The sequence below is a fragment of the Pseudogemmobacter sonorensis genome (genome assembly GCF_042762395.1).
Lineage (GTDB): Bacteria > Pseudomonadota > Alphaproteobacteria > Rhodobacterales > Rhodobacteraceae > Pseudogemmobacter > Pseudogemmobacter sonorensis.
In genome coordinates, this window is record NZ_JBEFZE010000048.1 from 1 (window position 1) to 19,775 (window position 19,775).

Genomic DNA, 19,775 nt, shown 5'->3' on the forward strand with positions numbered 1-19,775 from the left:
GCTGGATCGTCTGGACGTCAGATCACAAGGGGCCGACCGAGTTCGGCTGGATACCGCCCTGCCGCAAGCGCCTTGAGCGCGCGGAAGATTACCAGCTCCAGGCGGAGGGATGACCCATGCCCCACGCTAACGCAAATGCGGCCGCTGCGGGAAGCCCTGCTCGATCAACCTTGGCCCTCCGTATGGCCAGCCGGATCGCGGCTCTGTTTCCTCGTGCGCTGAACACATGGCTGAGGCCGAAGCGTGGTGGCGTGCCCCATACCACAGCCCTGCAAGCCGAGCGCGAGAGGCTGATCGACGCCCTGCGGGAAGCCCGGCGCAAGCATCGCTCGACCTCTGACATTGCTGCCCGGCTGCGGGCGGTCACAACGGAAATCCTGCGGAGCGAATCCGATGCGTGAAATGCGCCTGTCTGTCGATGAATACCGCAATGCGGTCCAGGCTGCAAAGACCGAAGACCAGATCCATATCGAGATCGTCGCGGAGCTGCGTCGGATCTTGCCCGAAGGGCATATGCTCATGCACGTGCGCAATGAGGGCAATCGCGGCGGGCGGGCTGGTCAGATCGACGGCGCCCGGGGTCAGGCAATGGCCGTCAAGCCGGGGTTCCCCGATCTTCTGATCTACGTGGATGGCTCCGGCTATTGCATCGAGGTCAAGCGGCCGGGTCAGGGGCTGTCCAAGATCCAGCAGCTGGTCGCGGAGGAACTGGCGAGGCAAAGCATTCCGCTTGCGGTGTGTCGCAGCGTCGATGACGCCCGATCCGCCCTGAGGAAATGGGGCATTCGGATCACGGAGCGGGCATCATGAACGCCGTGGCCAAGATTCAGGACGCCCCTCAGATGGTCGAGGCCGAACAGATCGTCCTCGGGATGCTCATGCTGCACAACGCAGACCGTATCGGGGATGTCATCAAGGCGGGAGGGCAGGATCTGTTCTTCGATCCGGTCCATGCGCGCATCTTCGACGTGATCGCCTCAAAGGCCCGGAGCGACGAACTGGTGTCTCCGGTGACCATCAAGGCGGCCATGTCTGCGGATGAAGGTCTGGCGGATCTCGGTGGCCCCGCCTATCTGGTCCGGTGCGCTGGCGCTGCGCCTCAGGCCACGCACATGCCGCACTATGTCGGTATCCTGCGCGATCTGCACCACAAGCGCCGCCTCGGCTCGATCATGGCCGATGCGCAGGCTGCAATCGCCCGGGGGGACGAGCCCGCGGCGCATATCGCGGCGAAGATCGAGACCCAGCTGATCGAAATGGCTCCGTCAGAGGGTCAGGGCGGCCCGGTATCCATGTATCTGGCCGTCGCCGGGGCGCTGGCGCAGGCATCCGCTGCTTTCAGGGGCGAGGACACGCATGCCGTGCGCAGCGGCATCACTGCACTGGACCGGATCGTATCGGGCTTCTACCCGGGCGAATTGATCCTGATCGGTGGCAGGCCCTCCATGGGCAAGACCGGCGTGGCGTTGTCTCTGGCGTTGAACGCGGCCCGGGCTGGGCAGGGTGTCTGCATCGCATCTCTGGAAATGAACCCTGAGGCCATGGCGCTGAGGGCCTTGTCCGAGCAAACGGCGCAGCAGCGGTTCGCGGTGGCCTATTCCAGTATCAGGCGCGGCGAGATGAACCAAGATCACGTCGATAGCCTCATGGCGGCCTCAAAGGAGGTCGAGAAGCTGCCGATCATGTTCCTGTCTCGCCAGTTCTCGGACATTGGAGCGATGGTCGCCGGGGCGAAGCAGGTCCAGCGCGCCATGAACGGGAACCTCAGGCTTCTGGTGATCGACTACGCGCAACTCCTGAAGGCCGACGGTCGGACCCGCTATGAGCAGATCACCAATATCAGCATGGCGCTCAAATCGCTGGCCGGGCAACTGAACATCCCGGTCATCGCCCTGTCGCAGCTTTCCCGAGCCGTCGAGCAACGGGAAGACAAGCGCCCGGTGATGGCCGATCTTCGCGAAAGCGGCCAGCTGGAGCAGGACGCCGACACGGTGCTCTTCTGCTACCGGGATGAATACTACGTCGAGCGTGAGAAGCCGTCAGATGTCGATGACATCGAGGCCATGGGTCTGTGGGAAGCCGCCATGGAGAAGGCCCGCAACCGGCTGGAAATCATCGTGGCGAAGCAGCGCCAGGGCGAGATCGGAACAGCCAAGGTGCGCTTCAACCCGGCGATCAACCTCATTTGGGAGGACGGCGAAAGATGAGCCTCCCATACCTCCCCCTGTTCATCGACGACTACGAGGCTGCGACCGCTCACCTGACCATGCTGGAGGATGGGGCATACAACCGCCTCCTGCGGCTGTGCTGGCGCTCTCCGGGGTGCAAGCTGCCGAACGATGAGGCGTGGATTATGCGGAAGCTGCGCGCGACATCGGACGATGAGCGAGACGCCGTTCGGGCCGTCCTCTCGGAGTTCTTCACGACCGGTCGAGGCAAGATATGGAGCAAGAGATTGCTCTCGGAGCATGTGCAGAAATCGGTAGCACATCAGAGGAAATCAGACGCCGGTAAAATGGGTGCAACCGCTAAGGCGTTGAAAAAGAAAGAAACCAATCCAAGCAATGCTAAAGCATCGCTTAAGCAACCAGAACCAGAACCAGAACCAGAGGTAGCAGTAACGCGCGAGGCGCTGGCTGAGACTGCCTCTGAGCAGGATCCGACAGATCGGGAAAGGTTTCTCGATGCGATGGGGGTCGGTCCTGGCGGCGTGTCAGGCCCGAGCGCCTTCATCGGAGGCATGTCCGACATGGCCGAGGCCGCGAAATGGTCCGAGATGGGTCTGACGGTTTCTGAGCAGATCGGGGTGATCCGCGATGTCTGCCAGCGGCAGCGGGCAAAACTGCCGGACTGGAAGCCGAGGGGCTTCGGATATTTCACCCAGCCGATGGCGGAATACCTCGCCCGCAAATCCGCGCCTGTGCCGATGGCCGGTGCTGCTGGCGTCGGGTCCGAGCGCGACCGGAAGCTGGCCTATCTCAGAAAGGTTGCCGGGAAATGAACCACCTGACGCTCCCCCGCCGCCCGATGCCACGCCTCGGCGGCATGACCAACCCTCACCCCATTTCGATGATGGACGAAACCACCCTGGCCCGCGCCATGGCCGAGGACGCCAAGCGCGCAGGGAGCGGCCCGTGGCGCGAGACCAACAAGGTGTTCCCGACGCACAGCGACCGCCGGGACGGGGCAAACAACAACGTCCTCGCCGCTCTGCGCGGGCCGATGACCGTCCAGCAGATCGCACAGGCGGCGGACCGGAACATCAAGACAATCGGCGCCCGCCTTCACGTCCTGGAGGGCCTAGGGTTGGTCCGCAGGATCCCCGGCACGAAGCCGCAGCTTTGGGAGAAGGCCGACTTGGCGGAGCCGGGCGAATGATCGGCCTCACCCTATCTGAGCGTCTGCGCGTGGCGGCCGCCCTCCATCCCGATGGCGTCACAATCCGCCTCGACCGGGACACGGCTCTGGCGCTGGTCAAGATCATCGAGCGCGAGGAGAGGACGCAGCGGATGTTGATCGGGCTCATGGCCGATGCCGAAGCCTACCGAGAACGTGGGGATCGCGCCATGGATGAGGCGCTTTGGTCCTGCCTCATCATTGCAGGCTCCGTGGTTTCCTTCACCTGGCTTATCGCGGGGTGGGTCTGATGGGCATCAAGGCAATCGACGGCAAGGGGGTCAATCGAGCGGCGGTGATCTGTGACATATGCATGCGTCGAGAAGTCGTGACCTGCGACTACCATAGATCCAAGTCTCAGGAGTGGACCCCGAATGAAGGTCAGATTAGGCGAAAAATTACCGCGCAAGGTTGGTCGGAAGTAAAAGGGGCGCATCATTGCCCTGCATGTGAAGCGAAGAGAAAGGCCGTTAATTCGGCGAAGAGGGAGGCCAAAGTGGCAGAGACTAAAACCGCATCCGTCCCGGCAATCCGGCGACCGACACCGGAGCAGGAAGTCGATATAATCGTTGCTTTGTCGTCTGCCTATGACCGCAAGGCCAAGCGCTACACCGGGCAGGAGACCGATGCGACGGTGGCGGAAGCCGTGGGCGGCGGTTGCATGCCGGGCTGGGTTGCCGAGATCAGGGCGGCAAAATTCGGCCCTGCCGGGAATGAGGAAGCTGAAGCCATCCGGTCGGAAATCAAACGGATCGGCGACGAGACAGGCAAGGCGCTGGCAGCCCTGACTGCGCGCCTCGATGCGCTCTATCGCGCCGAGGACAAGCGGGTGCGCTCACAAGGAGGCCCCGGTGCGCTGGCGGGCGCAACCGGGGCGCAACCGGGGCGGATTTCGAGGCTGGAGCCTTCGCGGCACGGGATACACGCGAGGGCAGGATATGAGCAAGCGGCGCAAATTGAGTAAGGGTAGGAGTCGAGGCAAGGCCAAGCCAGTTACGCTGCCAGGCACGCCTTCACAATGGGATCGCGGCGCCGATGGCCCGGCAAATATGGATCGGCTGCGGACGGAGCCTGCAACCGATATCGACCCCGAGACAGGCAGGGAGACGCCAAACCCGAACGGCGTCCTGCGTCAGCGGCGGCACTCTTGGGTGCGGATTTACGGGGAGAAGGGTGGGCTGACGCCGGAGCAAGTGGCGGCCGCCGAGCGGCTGCTTATGGCGGCCGAGGGCATGCGGGAACGCGACCCGCTGGCTGCGTTGTCGGGCGTTCGGTCTCGTGGCGACTTCGATCCGCAGGCGGCGCGCGTCGATGCCCGGCGCTATTTCCGGGAGCAATGGGCAAAGTTGCCGACCGCCTGCCGACCGGTGGTGCAGCGGGTCGTGTTGAACGATCTGCCGATCTGGCATGGCAACCCTAGCACGCGAGAGCGCCATATGCAGAGGTTGCGGAACGGCCTATCCGCTATCGCTTGACAGGATCGTCCAAAAATGATTCTGTGGCATTGTCGCCAGAGGCGCGGGTGAATGGCCTGCCCTCTGGCGTTTTTAGTCTCCGGCTCTGCGCGGATTGATCACCGCAAGCATCCGGTCTGAAGTCCTGCACCAGCAGGCCGGGAGGATGGCCTCTCCCGCAAGAATACAAGGGGAAGCTGCCGCAGCCCCGCCTTTGCAAAGCCGTGGAGGTTGAGACCTGCCACGGACCCGGCAGACAAGGGGGAGGATGGCCCCCGGCTTTTAACGGAGGCCAGCGGTATCAGCCCTGACGAGTTCCCGCCGCGCTGCGGAGGCAAGGAACGACGAGCGGTTCATGCCGCGCTCTTTCGCGGTTTCATCGATCGCCCGGAGCAATCCACGCTCCATGGTGATGTTGACCCGCTGCACGGCAGTGTCAGCCGGGATGTAAGGGACCGGCAGAAGGACAGCGCCAGCCGCGACCGCCTTAGCCACATCGGGGCGCTTGCGGAGCGCATCGAGAGAAGAAGGCTCCACGTCGGGCTGATCCTCGAACCATAGGTCAAGGGCATCAGCCGCAGCGGCGGGGATAGAGTTCCAGTCATCGGCAGCCGCAAAGCAGCCGGGAAGATCGGGGAAGGTCAGGCCAAAGGCGCTGTCCCCATCCTGATGAACGATAGCGATGTAGTAGCGCATGATAAGTGCCCGTGGTTGTTTCGGTGTAGAGGGGCGATGGGTAGACCGGGCTAAAGAAGCCCGGCCTGCTGGTAGATGCTCCTGACGGTTCCGAGCGGCAGATCTTTCTTCGGATGCGGCAGGATCACGATCCGATCCCCTTTCCGAAGCTTGAGGTGTGATCCACGCTTGGACACTTCCTCGAACCCTGCGTCTTTCAGAACCTTCAGGAGCTTTCGGGAGTTTGTTTCTAGCTCCATCGCCCCTCCTTTCATGTGTAAATATATACACATTGTTGGTCGGGGCGTCAAGCGTTAATGCGCAAATAAGTGTGTATAATCGGCCTGCGCCTAACCCGGCTCTCCCCGCCCGGCCGGAACATCCGCAATGCGCCCGCGGGACAGCGGGCGTCAACTCCGTCGCAGGTCGGCCCCTCGGGGTGTTCGTTTGGCGAGGAATTGCGGAAGGGGCGGGATAATCACAGGAGGCCGGGATGGCTGACACTGACAATCTCATCATTTCCACGAGGGAGATCATGACCGGCATGGTCTTGCACCTCCGCATGCCCCGCAGCTTCACCATCCGCACGAAGCTGGCCTGCTGGCTGATCGGGCTGGCCGGTCGCATCATGACGGTGCCGTGCGAGATCGAGATGCGGGACGATGCCTTGCGCACGGGCGATGTTGTCCGCGACCGCTTCGACGGGAAACAGATGGTTGTGCTGGCAGGGGTTGAAAACGGATATGTCCGCTGCGCCCGGTGCCGTGATGGTGTGAGCGGTAGCTTCCCCAGGCGGTCACTGGTCCGTGCTGATCTGCAAGATATCGAAGCCTTTGCCGACTGACCGATGAAAGCCCCCGGCGGCTGGCGCGGCAAGGCAGGAACCCGGCACCAGCGAGGATATGGAGCGGCCTGGGACAAGCTGCGCGAGATCATCCTCTGTCGTGACCGTCGTCTCTGCCAACAATGCCTGCGCGCCGGGAAGGCCGGCCACGCCCATGCTGTTGACCATATCATCCCGAAGTCTAAGGGTGGCACGGACGACCTCGACAATCTGGAAGCCCTCTGCAAGCGCTGCCATGCGGAGAAGACAGCGCATGAAGGTGCTGAGGCTCAAGCTGCCCTGAGAGAGGAAGGTCGCCGCCGCATTGGTGAGGATGGCTGGCCGATAGAACCGAAGGTCTTGGGTTACAGCATCCCGCATGGTGTACGGCCTTCAGGCATCCCGGTCTTTGTGGTCTGCGGCCCGCCAGCATCCGGCAAGACGACGCATGTCGCCCGGCACGCAAAAGGCGGTGACAAGGTGATCGATCTCGATCAGATCAAGGTCAGGGTCGGTGGGAAGCCATACGATCAGAGCGAGAGCATCATCCGCAAGGCCATGGCTTACCGCGATATGATGATCAGATCCCTTGCCGATGATACTGCGGGCCGGGCATGGCTGATCGTGACCGCGATCACGAAAGTGGAGCGCGCCGCATGGATCGACGCACTGGGGCCAAAGGCATCGCTGGTCGTGATTGAGGCTACGGCTGACCAGTGCCTTGCGAGGATCGCCGCAGACCCGGCCCGCGCAGAGGCAATAGAAGGCCTGTCAGAGGCTGTTCGTCGGTGGGAGCGGACCCCCCCCATCCAGACCCCCGATCGGCCCCCTGGGGGGGGAGGGGGGAAGTCCAGGGGCATTTTGCCAGGGACCGGCGGCACGGGATAAAAACTTTCTCAGTGACGAAATAAACCGGAGGGGGGTTGATTTTACTTCGCTTTATGCCGTGATTGCGTTACAATATCAACGTCTTAGTTGGAGATTTCAGCATGGCGGGTCGCGCGGTTTCGGGGCGGAGAAAAGCGGTTCGGCGGTTTGCGGGTGAAACTGCGGCGTCGATCCTAGCAGAGAATGATTTCGGGCGCGGTCGCGAGGTGATCGTGCTTTCTGGCGGCGATTTTTCCAGTGTGGACTGGATCGACGCGCTGACCGATTACATTGGCCCGTGTCATGGGGTAATCGCGACTTGGACTGCGGCTGCGGCTGCGGCTGATCTGGATCGCGTTGAGCGGTGGATCGGTGAAAACCGGATTTTGTCTTGCGAATGGATCGTGGATCGGTCGTTCCAGAACCGGCAGCCTGCGATCTGTCAGGCGTTCCGGGATCGGTTCGGGGATGCTTCGATCCGGGTTGCCGCAACCCACGCAAAGTTTTCGCTGCTCTGGAATGACGATGGTTGGAGAGTGGTGGCGTTGACCAGTGCGAATCTGAACCAGAATAGCAGGATCGAGTTTTTCCACGCGGCGGATGATGCGGACCTGTTCACACAGATGCGGGAAATGGTGGATGATATTTTCGCTGCCCAACAGCTTGGGCTTGGGTTCGAGTCCGATGCTGGCGCGGCGATGGCCCTCAAGGCTCTCAAGCGCAAGGCCCTGACGGAGCGGGCGGAACGCGAGGGTATCGGGGTGATGAGCGAGGTTTCGTTGAGATGACGCGAGGCAGGAAACCCGCGCCCGTCGAGGTCCAGAAACTGACCGGGGTGCCGACGCGGGGGAAGTCCGAGAACAAGAAGATGGGGGCGCGTCCGTTGGGCGCGCCTTTTCCGTCCATGTCGGACAGAGCGAAAGAAATCTGGGCTGAACTGGCCGGAGAGTGGGGCTTGGTCTTGACACGCTCTGACCGGCGCGCGCTCCGGCTCTATTGTGATGCCTGGGTGGATATGGAGGTGGCGCAGGCGCGGGTCGAAAGCGACGGCGCGATGGTGATGACGCCGAATGGGATGGTCCAGAAATCGCCGTGGTTGGTCAAGGTTGAGCAATCGCGTGAATTTCTGCGAAAGATGCTGCCGGAGTTTGGCGCAAGTCCTTCCGCCCGGACCCGCGTTTCGGCCGCCGATGAAGATGACGATGACCCGACGGCCGAATTCTTCAACTGATGAGGCGAGCGCCTATGCGCTGGCGGTCGTGGCGGGGGAGATCGTCGCGGGGCCGTACGTGCGAGCGGCCTGTGCCCGGCACCTGCGCGATCTGGAGGAGGGTGAAGCGCGGGGGCTGTATTGGGATGTCGATGCTGCCGAGCGGTTCTTTCGGTTCTGCCGCAGGGTTTTGCGGCTGAGCGAGGGACAATTCGACGGCATCCCATTTGAGCTGGAGCCATCACAGAAGTTCATATGCGGCTCCCTGTTCGGCTGGAAGCAGGCGGATGGCTTTCGCCGGTTCCGCCGCGCTTACATCGAGCAGGGCAAGGGCAACGGCAAGTCACCCATGGTCGGTGCCATCGGCATCTATGCGATGATCGCAGACGGCGAGGCGGGGGCGCAAATCTATGCTGCGGGCGCAACCAAGGACCAGGCGGGCATCCTGTTCCGGGATGCGGTCAAGATGTGCGACCAGGCGCCATCGCTTGGACCCAGTAAGATCCGGCGTAGCGGCGGACCAGGGCGCGAATATAACCTTGCGCATATGAAGTCGGGCAGCTTCTTCCGCCCGGTTTCAAGGGAGACCAAGAAGACCGGCTCCGGGCCGCGACCGCATTTTGCGCTCTGCGACGAGGTTCATGAGCATCCCGATGGCGGGGTGATCGAGATCCTGGAGCGCGGGTTCAAATTCCGCCAGCAGCCCATGCTGATCATGATCACCAATTCGGGCAGTGATCGAAAGTCGATCTGCTGGCAAGAGCGCGAACACGCTACAGCGGTAGCTTTGGGCGAAACCGAAGACGACACCACGTTCAGCTATGTCTGCGCGCTGGATGAAGGAGATGACCCGTTCAAGGATCCGGCGGTCTGGGTCAAGGCTAATCCTCTGCTGGGGGTGACGATCACCGAGGCATATCTGGCGCTCCAGGTGAAGCAGGCCAATGATATCCCGGCCAAGGCGAACGGGATTCGTCGTCTGCACTTTTGCGAATGGACGGACGCAGAAACGGCATGGATCGCACGCTCATCTTGGGAGTCGATTGAGGATAAAAGCCTCGACATCGAAGACTTCGTTGGTCGTCGTTGTGTCGCTGGTCTTGACCTTTCGGCCAAAGCTGACCTGACCGCGAAAGCGCTAGTGTTTGAAGATGGCTTCACCGAGGCGGGTGTGGATGAGCAAACCGGCGAAGATATCCCCGGCGGGCAGCCGCGCTTTGTCGCATTCGTCCACGGATACACGCCAAAAGACACGATGATGGCGCGGGCCGAGAAAGATAAAGCGCCCTACGATCTCTGGGCGGATGCGGGCTTCATCACGGCGGTGCCCGGCAAAAAGACCCGGCTGGACTTCATTGCTCGCGATCTGATGGACGATCACGACAGGTTTGATCTGGATTTCGTGGCCTATGACAACTGGCTGATCGCGGACTTTGAGGGCACCTGCGAGGATATGGGCGCCAGCTTCCCCATGCTGGACCATCCGCAGGGCTGGATGAAACGCAAGCGCACTGCACCCGATGGTGAAGAGATCACGCTCTGGATGCCAGGTAGCATCGATGCTTTGGAGACACTGATCCTTGAGGGCCGGATTCGGGTCCATATCAACCCGGCGCTGCGGGCGGCGGTCATGTCTGCGACATTTGACCGGTCCCCCGCCGACCTTCGGCGCTTTGTGAAAAGCAAAGCGACGGCCCGGATCGATATGGCCGTGGCGCTTGCGATGGCGGTTGGCGCAGCCACGGCGCGCGCGGACACTGCACATTCCCCGGCGGCTTCGCCTTGGGATGATCCGAACTTCTCCTTGGTGGGCTGATGGCTTGGTATAATTTTCGACGCAAGGCCGAAGCCCGCGAGGCGACGGCCGAGACAGTCTATGCCGCAGCAACACCGGAGGGTGTTCTCGCACTGTTCGGCCAGTCGGGCGCTTCGCTTCCATCGGTCACGGTGGACAATGCGCTGACGGTCATGCCGGTCTGGGCTGCGGTCACGTTCCTATCACGGACGCTGGCGGCGTTGCCGCTCCATGCTTATCGGGATGCAGCGGAGGGTTCGGTTCGGCTGACCGGCAAGACGGCTATGACGGTTCATGAGTTTCCCAACGAGGAAATGGATTCGTTCCGGTTTCGTGAATACTTCTGGATGCAGGTTTTCACGACCGGGCGCGGGCTGGCATATATCGAACGCAAGGGCCGGGAAGTCGAGAACATCTGGCCGATGAACCCGCGCAAGACGCAGATCGCGCGGAAGGGGATGCGGCTAACCTACACTCATGACGGCGTGACCTATGACTCGTCCGAGGTGATCGACGTTCCGTTCGCTTTGAAGGCCAACGCGACGGACCATTACAGCCCGATCACTCAGGCGCGGAAGGCGATCCAACTTGCGCTGGCGATGACGGAATACGGGGCCAGTTTCTTCGCCGGTGGCGGTGTTCCTCCCCTGGCGTTGGTCGGCCCGCTGCCGCAGGGCTCTGATGGCCTCAAGCGGTCGATGAACGACATGAGCCGGGCCATCGACGCGGCGAAGGCGTCGAACAAGCCGGTGTTCCCGATTCCGCCAGGTCATGAACTGAAGCAAGTGGGTTACGACCCGGCCAAGGGGCAGATGGTCGAGGCGATGCGATTCCAGACCGAGGAAATTGCGCGCGCCTACCAACTGCCGCCGGTGTTCATGCAAGATCTCAGCAGGGCGACGTTTTCGAATGCCGAGCAGCAGGACCTCCACTTCGTCAAGCATTTGATCGGGCAATGGGCGAAGAAGCTGGAGGGCGAGATGACGCTCAAGCTGTTCGGTCGCGCGGCGACGGACAAGCGGTTTGTCGAGCACAATCTTGACGGCCTGCTACGTGGAGATCTGAAATCCCGGATGGAGGCGTTGGCCCGCGCGATCCAGACCGGGCAACTGACGCCGAACGAGGCGCGGAAGCTGTCGAACCGGGCCGAGCATCCGAACCCGGTGGCGAACGACCTGCTGGTGCAGGGCGCTATCGTGCCGCTTGGGACACCCGCGAGCGGTATTGAGCCGCCGCAGGCTGAAAATGCAGGAGAGCAGAATGTCGAGTGATGCGGAAATCCGCTCTGTCGTCCTGCCGGTCGAGCGCCGCGCGGATGATGATGGCAAGGTGACGGTGGCTGGTTATGCCGCTGTCTTTGGTGATGTGGCCGATATTGGCGGTTATTTCGACGAGGTGATTGCCTTCGGTGCGTTCACCGAGACGCTGAAATCTGCGGATGTGCTGGCGTATTTCGATCACGACCGGGGGCGCATCCTTGGCCGGGTATCGTCGGGAACGCTGCGGGTGACCGAGGATGCCAAGGGGCTGGCCGTGGAAATCGACCTGCCCGACACTTCGGACGGGCGCGACCTGAAAGCGCTGATCGAGCGCGGCGACGTGAAGGGTATGTCCTTCGGGTTCCGTGTGACCAGGGAGCAATGGGACGAGACCGGGGATAAACCGAAACGGACCATTCTTGCGGTCGAGTTGCGCGAGGTCTCGATTGTCAGCGAGCCTGCGTATGACGGCACGACCATCGCGCTGCGGTCGCTGGATGATGCGCGAAAAGAGCGGCGCCGGGCGAATTTCAACGGTGCGGCTCTGCGCCGGTCGATGAAGCTTGGCGTGGATTTCCGCCAGCGCGGGATCTGATTAATTCGTCGTGATCAAAGCAAGAAACTCTGTCTCGCTGATGATCCTGATCGACTGTCCCTTTTGGATTAGGTCTTCTGCCTTTCTGTGCTTAGAGCTTTTCGTGTGGCCCGCCAACACGGTCAGGTCTTGGTCACCAACAACAAGGATAGTGGTTTTCTTTGTGACATTTGCCGCCACCGTTATGCCGTTGGCGGCGGCAATGTTGGCGGCATCTTCTCGCGACATACTTAGTGCCCCGGTGAATACAGCGATTTGCCCTATTAGCGATCCTGTCGGGCTGGCTTCCCGTGTGATCTTGGGGGTGTAGGCGTGCTTCTTTCTTGCTGGCATGGTGAGGTCATCAAAGGTTGCGCCGGTTGCGGCCTCTGCCCGCAGGACGACTTCTGCCGAGGCTCTGGCGTCCTCTTCGCCGTCGTGGTGGCGGAAGGTTAAGCCAAGGTAATTTCGAAGGCTGGCAAGGCCGTGCCCGCCATTTCCTTTCAGTTCAGGCCACGCGCGCTGAGCAACCCGCACACTGTCGGCCCACTTGATGGCGGGCACATCGATATCGCAGGCGCTACAGGCGGCGGCGACGCAGCGGCGGTCAAAGTCGCTATGCTGGAAGACGGTGTGATTTTTCAGCGCGGGAGCAATATGCGCGAGCGCGTGCTCAAAGAAAGGTGCTTCGGCATTAAGGATAGTGTCCTCGTTGATGCCATGGATCGCCGTGTTTGAGGGAGAGAAATAGTCGTCAGGGTCAACATAGGTGGCCCAAGTGGTGATTGAGTTGTCCAGCCGGACGAAGGCGAGGCCAATCTGACAGATGCTGGCAGGATCATCATTGGCGGTTTCAACGTCCAAGGCGATGAAGCGGAAGGGGCCATCCGGAAGGGCGGGAAGATCGGGCTTGTGGTTGTCCCGATATTCTTGCGCATCGGCCAATGCTGCCGCCTGCTCCTTGGTTAGTTCGATATCGAAAGTTTCGGTATGGTCGCCAATCGAGACAGTGAATGACAGTGAAGGCTCTTCGGCTGGATTTTGATGCGCCTCGGGCTCATCCTTCCGACCAAATAACCGCTTGAGCCACCCCATGATTCCCTCCTGATTGTTTCAGGCAGGGTCGGCGGGCACGAGGCCGTGAGTCCATCCAGAACATTGGAGAACATCAGGACGTAGGGGGGGGCGGCGGTAGGGTGTCAGTCGTCGGTGGGAGGGTCGGGGAATACCTTGTCATTGAAGGCAGGTCAGCCGCTGGAATAGCTTAAGTAGGCGTCTCCAAAAGTATCTCCCCATCGTGGTCCTCTGTGACTGTGATGTGGGGGCCGCACGCCCGCAGGAAGTCCTGGAACATCCTTAAAATTTTTGCCCGTTCAGCATTGTCCTCAATAGATCGCATGGTTTCCAGCATTGTGAACAGAGCGATGTGGGTGATCTCGCTGGCGGGGAACTCTTTCTCCAGTACCTGCACGATCAAAGAGTTCACAGACGCCTCGCCAGCCGCCGCCTTCACCCGCTCGTAGAGGGGCGTGGGAAGTCGAATCGTGTAGCGGGTGTAGTCGTCTTGCTTGGCCATGGCGGGATAGGTGCACAAATTTGGTGATCGGTGCAAGAAAAGCCTTGATCACCAAATCAGTGAAAGCTAATGTTCACCATATTGGTGAAAGGAAGCGCATGTTTGAAGGTGAGGAAATGCACCGCATCACCATCGCGGTCCCCGCAACGCTGCGGGCGCTGCTCAAGGCGAGTGCGGCAAAGAATGACAGATCGTTCAGCGGTGAGATTGTTCACTGTCTGAAACGAGGGTCGGGCTGGAAGTCCGACGAGGCGGCAGCGGTGGGTGAGGTTGGAGCCAGTCCCGCCGCTGCCGAATGAGCCGACCGCGTTGACGCGCGGTCAAACCAAAACACGCTAACCAAGAAGGAAATCAGCGTGTCCATCCATGAACATAACGTCGGCGGCAGGAAGTTTGAAGCCGCTGGCTCTGTCAGCATCCGCCCGTTCCTTTTCGAGGACGAGCACATGATGCGCGTGATCGAGATCGGCGACGATCCTTGGTTCGTTGCCAAGGATGCCTGCGCCATCCTCGGGATCAAGAACGTGTCGCAGGCAGTCGAGAACTTCGACGCCGACGAAAAGGGTATATGTTCAACAGATACCCTTGGCGGTGAGCAGCAGGTGGTGATCGTTTCCGAAGGCGGCCTCTACACGCTCATCGTGCGCTCGCGCCTCGCCATGACGCCCGGAACGTCCCAACATCGCTTCCGCAAGTGGGTGATGGGTGAAGTCGTGCCATCGATCCGCAAGACCGGGGCCTATGCCATACAGGGCGAAGTCGCGCAGGATGCCGAGCGCCGCCCGTTCCCGGATTGGTCCATGGAAGAAATGCGGACCAAACGAGGGATCGTGGACATGTATCGTCTGCTTTACGGCATCATGCCCGCGCAGTGGATCGGTCCGCAGTTGGGTTTCCCGGTCCCGCCCGTCGAACTGGTCGAGAACGGTCGCCAGATGCGGATGGTTCTGGTGCCACAGGTCGATCCCGCCGACTGAAAACGAAACGACCGCGCAAGGTGCAGCAACACCTAACGCGGTCTAACCGAAACCGATCCGTTGTGGAGATCGAGAATGGCTAACCACCATACTAATGCCGCATGCCTTGATTCTGAAGGGCTGACCCGCCGCAACCTGTTGATGGGCGCGCCGCTTGTCGCCCTTGGATCTGCCCTCGTAGCAAGGCCCGCGATAGCCAGCGCCGTTATGCCCGGACAAGTCATTGAGAAACCGTTCCTCCATGTTCTCGATGGTCCGATTGCAGCCACCCACTACTCCCTGAAAGCCGGGGATATGGTTCTGGTCCTGCCGGGCACTGGACCATGGGACGATATGCACCTCCTGCGCGATGGCCGTTTCGCCGCCGTGCAAGTGTTCAATCCCGGCGGCAAGGAGGTCGGGATCAACGTCTATGGCTCGGATGACCACTTCTACGTCCCGAAGGAACGGGCCGACGAGGTGATCGCTGGCCGCGTCGTGAAACGCATCCGCCTCGACCGTGGGCGCTGGATAGATTGAGGAGCGCAGCATGAACACCGACATCATCACCACGGGGCCGCAGCCCCTCAGCATGTCGTCGCGCGAGATCGCAGAGCTTTGCGACAAGCAGCACCAGCATGTGCGCCGCGACATCGACGCTATGTGCGAAGGGCTGAAAGTCGATGCGTCCAGTTTTGGACACATCTACCGGGACGCCCGAAATCGCGAGCAAACCGAATACCTCCTCCCCAAAGACCTGACCCTGACGCTGGTCGCGGGCTACAACGTGGTCCTGCGCAAGCGGATCATCGACCGCTGGATGGAACTGGAAAGCCGGGCGCAGGCCTTCGACCCGTCCAAGATCCTCGAAAGCCCGGCGGCGATGCGCGGCCTGCTGCTGACCTACACCGAGAAGGTGATCGCGCTGGAAGCCAAGGTCGAGGACATGCGGGAGGACGTAGCGGCTCATGAGCGCCTGACCAAGGCAGAAGGCAGCCTGAACATCACCGAGGCGGCGAAGAACCTCGGTATCCGCCCGAAAGACCTGTTCGACTGGCTGTCGCACAACGGCTGGATCTACAAACGCGCCAACAGCCCGACATGGCTCGGCTTCCAGACGAAGTGCAATCAGGGCCTGCTGGAACACAAGACCACAACCGTGCTGCGGGCGGACGGCTCCGAGAAGATCACCGAGCAGGTCCGCATCACAGCGAAAGGCCTGTCCGTGCTGGCGAAACTGATCCATCCCACGGCCAGACTCATCGCCTGATCCAACCGCCGCCAGCCCCGCCCCTACGGCCCTTTTTGTGGAGAGCGGGCCGGGGCTGGCTCATCTCATCAACCCCAAACGCCGGAGCTTAAATGAAACCTCTCAGGCAGCCATCAACCCCGAATGCCGGAGAACCAACGAAACTACCACCCAGACGCTGCGGCGCGGGTGAGCACCCCTAACGGGAGTAAAGCCGGAACGATGAGCGTTCCCGGCCCAAGAACAACCGCCTTTCGGGGCGGTTTTTTCTTGGAGTGACAAATGTCTGTCATCAAGGAATTGCGCGCCAAACAGGCCCGCATCACCGAAGAAGCGCGCGAGCGCCTCAACCAGATCAACGAAGCGACCGACGAGGCGCGCGCGAAAGAACTGGAGACCCAGCACGACACGGCCATGGCCGAGTTCGACAAGCTGGAAGCCCAGATCCAGCGTGAGCAGAAGCTGGCCGATGCCGAAGCGCGCGTGAGGCGGGTCGAGGACGAACAGCGCGACAAGCGCCGCCCGAACCCTGGCGAGGGTGAAGGCCGCTCGGAAGGCGACGGTCCGTCGATGGAATATCGCGACGTGTTCCACCGCTTCATCAAGGCGGGCGGCGACATGGGCGAAATGTCCAGCGAGGAACGCGCGATCCTGCGCCGGTCCACGGTGACCGTTGGCGAGACCCGTGCCCAGACCGCAGGCACCACCACGGCGGGCGGCTTCCTCGTCCCGACCGAACTTGCCACCATGATCGTGAGGAGCATGAAAGCGTGGGGGCCGATGTATGACGGCGCCATCACCACGGTGTTCGAGACCGCATCGGGCAACCCGATCAAGATCCCGACCGTGGACGATACCGCCGTCACCGCCGGGGCGCACACCGAAGGCACTGCCCTGACCGACGATGGCAGCAAGGATGTGACCATCGGCCAGAAGTCGCTGGACAGCTACGTCTTCGACACGGAGTTCCTGCGGTTCTCGATGGAACTGGCGCAGGACTCGGCATTCAACGTCGAGACCCTGCTGGCGGAATTGCTGGGCGAACGCCTTGGCCGGATCGCGAACCTGCAACTGACCACCGGATCGGGGGCATCGGCGCCGAACGGCGTGGTCACGGCATCGACGCTGGGCAAGACCGCCGCTGCCGCCGCCGCGATCACGGCGGACGAGTTGATCGACCTTCAGCACTCTGTCGATCCGGCCTATCGCCAGTCGCCCAAAGTGCGATGGATGTTCAACGACACCACGCTCGCCGCGATCCGCAAGCTCAAGGACGGGCAGGGCAACTTCCTGTGGCAGATGGGTGACGTGACCAAGGGCACTCCCGGCACGCTGCTGGGTCAGATGTATGAGGTCAACCAGGCCATGGCGTCCATCGCCACCGGCGCGAAGCCGATCATCTTCGGCGATTTCGGCAAGTATTTCGTGCGCAAGGTCGGCGGTCCTGCCATCGGCGTGCTGCGTGAACGCTTCTGGCCGGATCTGGGTATCGCCGGGCTGATCCGCTTCGATGGTGAGCTGGGCGACACCGCCGCCATCAAGCACCTGATCATGGCGTAAGCCCTTGGGGCGGGGCTTCGGACCCGCCTCATCCATTTGGAGAGAGCCATGAAAATCAAAGCACTGATCGGGATGGCCGGTCCTGAATACGTCCTGTCGCCCGGTGACGAGCGGGATTTCCCCGAGGTCGAGGCATTGCGCCTTGTTTCGGCGGGCTATGCCGTCGCTGTCGAGGAAAAGCGCGAGACGGCGACAAAGAAGCCAGTCGCTGAAATCCGGCCGAAGGTCTGATCATGTGGTATCCCGTCTCGGATATCGTGACCGGCGAGCCTGTCTCCGAGGCGGATGCTCAGGCGCAGATCTTCGCTGACGAAGATGATTTCGAGGTCAGCATCGAAATGCTGATAGCGTCCGCCCGAGCGCATGTCGAAGCCTATTGCAACCGCCAGTTTGCGACACACGCCATGGCTTGGGCTTGCGATGGCTTTGGGGATTTTCGCAGGCTCCCCGCTGCACCGGCCACGGCTATTACCGCGATCAGCTATCTGAACCCTGCGGGCGAAGAGACGACGCTCGACGCGGCGAACTATATCCTGCGCGCCGATGGTATGGAGCCGTGGATTGCGCTGGCAGATGGGGCGCAATGGCCGCAGCGTCAGCCGGGATCGCGGGTCACAGTCGTCGGCATTTTCGGCGGATGTCCGCCCGATGTGAAACACGCGATGCTCCTGCTAATCGGTGACGGCTTCACCACCCGGGAGAATGTTGCGCGTCCGGTCTGGACGGCCGTGGACGCTCTGCTGGCAAATCACCGCCGGGGCGCCTGGGTGTGAAGTCCGGGGATTTCAATCGGCGCATTCGGTTTCAGCGCGCCTCTTTGGTCGATGACGGCCTGCAATCGGTCGAGATATGGGTGGACCACGGCACACCAAAATGGGCCGCCCGCAAAGACGTGTCCGACGCCGAGCGCGCGGCCGCCGGATGGATCGAGGCCACGGTGGTCAGCCGCTTCACTGTGCGCTCCAGCGAGTTCACACGCGGCCTGACGGCGAAGGACCGGCTGACATGTAGCGGGCTGACCTTCGATATTCAGGGCATCAAGGAAGTCGGCCGCAGCGGCCTGGAGATCACTGCCACCGCGAGGGCCGACACATGAAAATGACCGTCAAAACCACCGGCTTCGCGGATCTCGACAAGGCGCTGTCTGAGATCGAAAAGACCAGCACCCGCAAGGCGGTGATGCGCCGCGCGCTGATCGAGGCTGCCGAACCAATGGCGCGGAAAGCGCGGGCCAATGCGCCGGTGCTTGAGGGTGATCTGCAAGAGTCCGTCGATGTTTCGACAAAGCTTTCTGACCGCCAGAAGCGCCTGCACAAGAAGATGTTCAAGAATGACAAGGCTGCGGTCGAGGTCTTTGTCGGCGCTGGTCCTCTCTCATCCGCGCACAATCAGGAATTCGGCAACGAGCACAATGCGCCGCAGCCCTTCATGCGTCCTGCCTGGGATGCAGAGGCAATGCCGACGCTCAACCGACTTGGCACAGAGATGTGGTCGGAGATCGACAAGCAGGCGCAGCGCGCGGCGCGCAAGGCTGCCCGCGATCAGCAGCGAGGCTGACCCATGGAAATCGCTCTGCGCGCGCTGCTGGCCTCCTCGCCAGCGGTGTCTGCGCTTGCGCCACAATCCCGGATCAATTGGGGCGTCCACCCGCAAGGCGCGCCGCTGCCCGCGCTGGTGCTGAACGTCGTGAGCGGCATCGGCAGTCATCACTATCGGGGGCCGGACGGCCTTATCCGCTATCGGGTTCAGATCGACGCATACGGCGCAAGCTATTCATCGGCCAAGGGCTTGTCGGAAGCGGTGCGCCAGCTTCTGGACGGGCATAAGGGCGGGCAGATCCTCGGCGTGTTTCTCGACACGATCCGCGACCACCACGAGGCAAGCGCGGCAGACCGGCCATTCCGGGTGTCGCAGGATTTCACCATCATCTGGAGAGAAGCATGAGCAACGCAATGATCGGGTATGATACCGGTTTTGCCATCGCTGCCACGGCGGCTGGCACCACCTTCGTAGAACTGGACGAGGTGTTTGAGGTCACGCCGCCCTCGGCTACGATCTCGGAGGTCGAGGTCACGCACTTCAAGTCGCCGGGGCGGCGCCGCGAGTTCATCGCGGGCCTGACCGACAGCGGCACGGCCTCGCTTCAAATGAACTATGTACCGAACTCGATCAGCGATCAGCGGATCAATGCCCTGCGCGCGTCTGGCGAGGTGTTGCCGATGCGGATCACCTATCCCAACGGCGTCACGGTGAGCTTCGACGGGTTCATCCAGGAATACACCCCAGCGATCCCACTGGATGATCGCCTGACCGCGACCGTCAATATCCGGGTCACCGGCGATGTTGTGATTGCTGAGGGGGAGTGACCCATGGCGATAATC

The 19,775-nt window shown here is 61.7% G+C and carries 30 protein-coding genes; 26 read left to right on the top strand and 4 right to left on the bottom strand.

Translation table 11 applies throughout. The features are described from left to right. The first annotated feature begins 170 nt into the window (after nt 1-170). The 8 genes from ABNX41_RS20405 to ABNX41_RS20440 are packed head-to-tail and all read left to right on the top strand — an operon-like array spanning nt 171 to nt 4,871. Nucleotides 171-401, top strand: coding sequence for a hypothetical protein (locus tag ABNX41_RS20405; protein ID WP_438671535.1), 231 nt, complete (start codon nt 171-173; stop codon nt 399-401). Further along, on the top strand, nt 394-810 hold the full coding sequence (locus ABNX41_RS20410; RefSeq protein WP_438671536.1) for a VRR-NUC domain-containing protein: 417 nt from the start codon (nt 394-396) through the stop codon (nt 808-810). The genes ABNX41_RS20405 and ABNX41_RS20410 overlap by 8 nt, the downstream gene beginning before the upstream one ends. Next, nucleotides 807-2,207 carry a DnaB-like helicase C-terminal domain-containing protein gene (locus ABNX41_RS20415; RefSeq protein WP_438671537.1) on the top strand — a complete coding sequence of 467 codons (1,401 nt, stop codon included), beginning with the start codon at nt 807-809 and terminating at the stop codon, nt 2,205-2,207. The genes ABNX41_RS20410 and ABNX41_RS20415 overlap by 4 nt, the downstream gene beginning before the upstream one ends. Further along, nucleotides 2,204-3,001, top strand: a complete 798-nt coding sequence (locus ABNX41_RS20420) for a YdaU family protein (protein ID WP_438671538.1) — start codon at nt 2,204-2,206, stop codon at nt 2,999-3,001. Before ABNX41_RS20415 ends, ABNX41_RS20420 begins: the two co-directional genes overlap by 4 nt. Further along, nucleotides 2,998-3,378, top strand: a complete 381-nt coding sequence (locus tag ABNX41_RS20425; RefSeq protein WP_438671539.1) for a hypothetical protein — start codon at nt 2,998-3,000, stop codon at nt 3,376-3,378. Before ABNX41_RS20420 ends, ABNX41_RS20425 begins: the two co-directional genes overlap by 4 nt. Further along, nucleotides 3,375-3,647 carry a hypothetical protein gene (locus ABNX41_RS20430; RefSeq protein ID WP_438671540.1) on the top strand — a complete coding sequence of 91 codons (273 nt, stop codon included), beginning with the start codon at nt 3,375-3,377 and terminating at the stop codon, nt 3,645-3,647. Before ABNX41_RS20425 ends, ABNX41_RS20430 begins: the two co-directional genes overlap by 4 nt. Continuing rightward, nucleotides 3,647-4,360: a hypothetical protein gene (locus tag ABNX41_RS20435; protein WP_438671541.1), complete on the top strand. Its 714-nt coding sequence runs from the start codon at nt 3,647-3,649 to the stop codon at nt 4,358-4,360. The genes ABNX41_RS20430 and ABNX41_RS20435 overlap by 1 nt, the downstream gene beginning before the upstream one ends. Further along, entirely contained in the window at nt 4,335-4,871 is a 537-nt protein-coding gene (locus ABNX41_RS20440; RefSeq protein WP_438671542.1) for a hypothetical protein, read from the top strand. Before ABNX41_RS20435 ends, ABNX41_RS20440 begins: the two co-directional genes overlap by 26 nt. A gap of 261 nt (nt 4,872-5,132) precedes the next feature. On the opposite strand, the gene ABNX41_RS20445 is transcribed toward ABNX41_RS20440, so the two are convergent. Together ABNX41_RS20445 and ABNX41_RS20450 are read right to left on the bottom strand one after the other, a co-directional pair. Continuing rightward, nucleotides 5,133-5,546 carry a type II toxin-antitoxin system HicB family antitoxin gene (locus ABNX41_RS20445; protein WP_438671543.1) on the bottom strand — a complete coding sequence of 138 codons (414 nt, stop codon included), beginning with the start codon at nt 5,544-5,546 and terminating at the stop codon, nt 5,133-5,135. Nucleotides 5,547-5,596: 50 nt separating this feature from the next. Continuing rightward, nucleotides 5,597-5,785 carry a type II toxin-antitoxin system HicA family toxin gene (locus ABNX41_RS20450; RefSeq protein ID WP_438671544.1) on the bottom strand — a complete coding sequence of 63 codons (189 nt, stop codon included), beginning with the start codon at nt 5,783-5,785 and terminating at the stop codon, nt 5,597-5,599. 233 nt (nt 5,786-6,018) lie between these two features. On the opposite strand from ABNX41_RS20450, the gene ABNX41_RS20455 reads away from it, so the two are divergent. The 7 genes from ABNX41_RS20455 (at nt 6,019) to ABNX41_RS20485 (ending at nt 12,074) form a co-directional block, all read left to right on the top strand. Beyond that, the gene (locus ABNX41_RS20455; RefSeq protein WP_438671545.1) at nt 6,019-6,369 is read left to right on the top strand and encodes a hypothetical protein; all 351 of its coding nucleotides are present in this window, start codon (nt 6,019-6,021) and stop codon (nt 6,367-6,369) included. Nucleotides 6,370-6,372: 3 nt separating this feature from the next. Then, nucleotides 6,373-7,236 carry an HNH endonuclease gene (locus ABNX41_RS20460; RefSeq protein ID WP_438671546.1) on the top strand — a complete coding sequence of 288 codons (864 nt, stop codon included), beginning with the start codon at nt 6,373-6,375 and terminating at the stop codon, nt 7,234-7,236. 62 nt (nt 7,237-7,298) lie between these two features. Then, nucleotides 7,299-8,003 (top strand): hypothetical protein, encoded by a 705-nt coding sequence (locus tag ABNX41_RS20465; protein ID WP_438671547.1) that lies wholly within the window; start codon nt 7,299-7,301, stop codon nt 8,001-8,003. Beyond that, nucleotides 8,000-8,446 (top strand): phage terminase small subunit P27 family, encoded by a 447-nt coding sequence (locus ABNX41_RS20470; RefSeq protein WP_438671548.1) that lies wholly within the window; start codon nt 8,000-8,002, stop codon nt 8,444-8,446. Before ABNX41_RS20465 ends, ABNX41_RS20470 begins: the two co-directional genes overlap by 4 nt. Beyond that, nucleotides 8,418-10,241: a terminase large subunit gene (locus tag ABNX41_RS20475; RefSeq protein ID WP_438671549.1), complete on the top strand. Its 1,824-nt coding sequence runs from the start codon at nt 8,418-8,420 to the stop codon at nt 10,239-10,241. Before ABNX41_RS20470 ends, ABNX41_RS20475 begins: the two co-directional genes overlap by 29 nt. Then, on the top strand, nt 10,241-11,491 hold the full coding sequence (locus ABNX41_RS20480) for a phage portal protein (protein WP_438671550.1): 1,251 nt from the start codon (nt 10,241-10,243) through the stop codon (nt 11,489-11,491). Before ABNX41_RS20475 ends, ABNX41_RS20480 begins: the two co-directional genes overlap by 1 nt. Continuing rightward, nucleotides 11,481-12,074, top strand: coding sequence for an HK97 family phage prohead protease (locus ABNX41_RS20485; protein WP_438671551.1), 594 nt, complete (start codon nt 11,481-11,483; stop codon nt 12,072-12,074). Before ABNX41_RS20480 ends, ABNX41_RS20485 begins: the two co-directional genes overlap by 11 nt. Here ABNX41_RS20485 and ABNX41_RS20490 read toward each other — a convergent pair whose 3' ends face one another. Together ABNX41_RS20490 and ABNX41_RS20495 are read right to left on the bottom strand one after the other, a co-directional pair. After that, nucleotides 12,075-13,148, bottom strand: coding sequence for an exonuclease domain-containing protein (locus tag ABNX41_RS20490; protein WP_438671552.1), 1,074 nt, complete (start codon nt 13,146-13,148; stop codon nt 12,075-12,077). Nucleotides 13,149-13,317: 169 nt separating this feature from the next. After that, nucleotides 13,318-13,629 (bottom strand): hypothetical protein, encoded by a 312-nt coding sequence (locus tag ABNX41_RS20495; protein WP_438671553.1) that lies wholly within the window; start codon nt 13,627-13,629, stop codon nt 13,318-13,320. 20 nt (nt 13,630-13,649) lie between these two features. On the opposite strand from ABNX41_RS20495, the gene ABNX41_RS20500 reads away from it, so the two are divergent. From ABNX41_RS20500 to ABNX41_RS20550, 11 genes are all read left to right on the top strand, one after another. Further along, on the top strand, nt 13,650-13,928 hold the full coding sequence (locus ABNX41_RS20500) for a hypothetical protein (RefSeq protein ID WP_438671554.1): 279 nt from the start codon (nt 13,650-13,652) through the stop codon (nt 13,926-13,928). A gap of 57 nt (nt 13,929-13,985) precedes the next feature. Next, nucleotides 13,986-14,606, top strand: a complete 621-nt coding sequence (locus ABNX41_RS20505; protein ID WP_438671555.1) for a BRO-N domain-containing protein — start codon at nt 13,986-13,988, stop codon at nt 14,604-14,606. Nucleotides 14,607-14,681: 75 nt separating this feature from the next. After that, on the top strand, nt 14,682-15,125 hold the full coding sequence (locus ABNX41_RS20510; RefSeq protein ID WP_438671556.1) for a hypothetical protein: 444 nt from the start codon (nt 14,682-14,684) through the stop codon (nt 15,123-15,125). A gap of 10 nt (nt 15,126-15,135) precedes the next feature. Then, the gene (locus tag ABNX41_RS20515; RefSeq protein ID WP_438671557.1) at nt 15,136-15,855 is read left to right on the top strand and encodes a phage antirepressor KilAC domain-containing protein; all 720 of its coding nucleotides are present in this window, start codon (nt 15,136-15,138) and stop codon (nt 15,853-15,855) included. Nucleotides 15,856-16,116: 261 nt separating this feature from the next. Further along, complete coding sequence (locus tag ABNX41_RS20520; RefSeq protein WP_438671558.1) at nt 16,117-17,394, top strand: phage major capsid protein; 1,278 nt, start codon at nt 16,117-16,119, stop codon at nt 17,392-17,394. Nucleotides 17,395-17,442: 48 nt separating this feature from the next. Next, entirely contained in the window at nt 17,443-17,625 is a 183-nt protein-coding gene (locus ABNX41_RS20525) for a hypothetical protein (RefSeq protein ID WP_438671559.1), read from the top strand. 2 nt (nt 17,626-17,627) lie between these two features. After that, nucleotides 17,628-18,167 carry a head-tail connector protein gene (locus tag ABNX41_RS20530; RefSeq protein ID WP_438671560.1) on the top strand — a complete coding sequence of 180 codons (540 nt, stop codon included), beginning with the start codon at nt 17,628-17,630 and terminating at the stop codon, nt 18,165-18,167. Next, nucleotides 18,164-18,490 carry a phage head closure protein gene (locus ABNX41_RS20535; protein ID WP_438671561.1) on the top strand — a complete coding sequence of 109 codons (327 nt, stop codon included), beginning with the start codon at nt 18,164-18,166 and terminating at the stop codon, nt 18,488-18,490. The genes ABNX41_RS20530 and ABNX41_RS20535 overlap by 4 nt, the downstream gene beginning before the upstream one ends. After that, nucleotides 18,487-18,951 (top strand): HK97-gp10 family putative phage morphogenesis protein, encoded by a 465-nt coding sequence (locus tag ABNX41_RS20540; protein ID WP_438671562.1) that lies wholly within the window; start codon nt 18,487-18,489, stop codon nt 18,949-18,951. The genes ABNX41_RS20535 and ABNX41_RS20540 overlap by 4 nt, the downstream gene beginning before the upstream one ends. Nucleotides 18,952-18,954: 3 nt before the next feature. After that, entirely contained in the window at nt 18,955-19,338 is a 384-nt protein-coding gene (gene gp17 / locus ABNX41_RS20545) for a tail completion protein gp17 (RefSeq protein WP_438671563.1), read from the top strand. Further along, nucleotides 19,335-19,760, top strand: coding sequence for a phage tail tube protein (locus ABNX41_RS20550; protein ID WP_438671564.1), 426 nt, complete (start codon nt 19,335-19,337; stop codon nt 19,758-19,760). Before gp17 ends, ABNX41_RS20550 begins: the two co-directional genes overlap by 4 nt. The last annotated feature ends 15 nt before the right edge of the window (nt 19,761-19,775 follow it).